Here is a 1,706-nt window from a genome sequence, read left to right as displayed (position 1 = left end):
GTCCGGGGTGGGGTTGCGCGTGCCGAAACGGGCCTGGCCGCGGGCCTCGCCGCGGCCGGATCGCGGGCCGGGTCACCGGGTGGACTCCGGGTGGTCCCCGCGTCGTTCGAAGACTTCCATCAGCCGGTGCAGGCGGGGCGCGGCGGCCAGCTCCTCCAGGGTGACCGGGTGGCCCTCCGCGTCGGCGACGGGCAGGCGCCAGTTGGGGTACTGGTCCCAGGTGCCGGGGAGGTTCTGCGGGCGGCGGTCGCCCAGCGCGTCGGGCAGCCAGACGCCGGTCATGCGGGCGGGGGTGCGCAGCAGGAAGCGGTGCACGGCGCGTACGGCGCCCTCCTCGTCGCCCTCGCCCTCGGGGAGCAGGCCGAGTCTGGAGAGGTACCCCAGCCATTCGGCGGTGTCCGCCGCGTCCGCCGTCAGCTCCTGGTCGAGGGGGCCGGTGAGCAGGCCCAGGCGGTGGCGCAGCGTCACATGGTCGCCGCTCAGCCGGGCCGCGGTGGACGGCAGGTCGTGGGTGGTGACCGTCGCCAGGCACTCCTCGCGCCACTGCTCGGGGGCCAGCGGGCGGCCGGTGCCCGCCCAGTCCCGCTCGAACCAGAGGACGGAGGTGCCGAGCACCCCGCGCCGGGCCAGCTCTTCGCGCACCCCGGGCTCGACGGTGCCGAGGTCCTCCCCCACGACGACCGCGCCGGCCCGGTGCGCCTCCAGGACGAGGACGGCGAGCATCGCCTCGGCGTCGTGGGTGACATAGGTGCCCTCGGTGGGCGGGCGCCCCTCGGGCACCCACCAGAGCCGGAACAGGCCCATGACGTGGTCGATGCGCAGGGCGCCCGCGTGGGCGAGGAGCCCGCGCAGCAGTCCGCGGTACGGGGCGTAGCCCGACGCGGCCAGGACGTCCGGGCGCCAGGGCGGCAGGCCCCAGTCCTGACCCCGGGCGTTGAAGGCGTCCGGGGGTGCGCCGACGGACATGCCGTGCGCGAAGGCGTCCTGCTGGGCCCAGGCGTCGGCGCCGCCGGGGTGCACGCCGACGGCGAGGTCGTGGACGACGCCGACGGACATGCCCGCGTCGAGCGCGGCGCGCTGGGCGTCGGCGAGCTGACCGTCAGTCAGCCAGGCGAGCCGGCAGTGGAGGTCGACCCGGTCCAGCAGCTCGCCGCGGGCGCGGGCGGTCTCCTTGGAGCGGGGGTCGCGCAGCCCGGCGGGCCAGGTGTGCCAGTCGGGGCCGTGCACCTCGGCGAGGGCGCACCACAGGGCGTGGTCCTCCAGGGCCTGCCCCTGCCCGGCCAGGAAGTCGCAGTACGCGGCGCGGCGGCCCGGACCGAGGGGCACCTCCCGTACGAGTTCGAGAGCCTGCCGCTTGAGCTCCCAGACGGCGTCACGGTCGATCAGGGCGCCCTTGTTCAGGACGGTGTCGCTGAGCGTCGCGGCGTCCTGCCGCAGATCGTCGAGGGCGCCCCGGTCCCTCACGTGCCCGTACTCGGGGATGGACTCGATGTGCAGGTGCACGGGGTCGGGGAAGCGGCGCGAGGAGGGGCGGTAGGGCGACGGGTCGGAGGGGCGGCCGGGCACCGCGGCGTGCAGCGGGTTGACCTGGACGAAGCCGGCGCCCAGCGTCCGCCCGGACCAGGCGGCGAGGTCGGCGAGGTCGCCGAGGTCGCCCATGCCCCAGGAACGGTCGGAGAGCAGGGAGTAGAGCTGGACGAGGAAGC

Annotated in this window: 1 protein-coding gene; it reads right to left on the bottom strand. The window is 76.3% G+C overall.

Translation table 11 applies throughout. From position 1 onward, the window contains the following. Positions 1–72: 72 nt before the first annotated feature. Positions 73–1,706: 4-alpha-glucanotransferase (gene malQ / locus AADR41_RS42015; RefSeq protein ID WP_342287732.1), on the bottom strand; the 1,634-nt coding region annotated here is incomplete at its 5' end.

This window comes from Streptomyces sp. CLV115 (assembly GCF_038448545.1).
Taxonomy (GTDB): Bacteria; Actinomycetota; Actinomycetes; order Streptomycetales; family Streptomycetaceae; genus Streptomyces; species Streptomyces sanglieri.
Note: the sequence above shows the minus strand (reverse complement) of the source record. Positions and strands in the feature narration are given on the sequence as shown.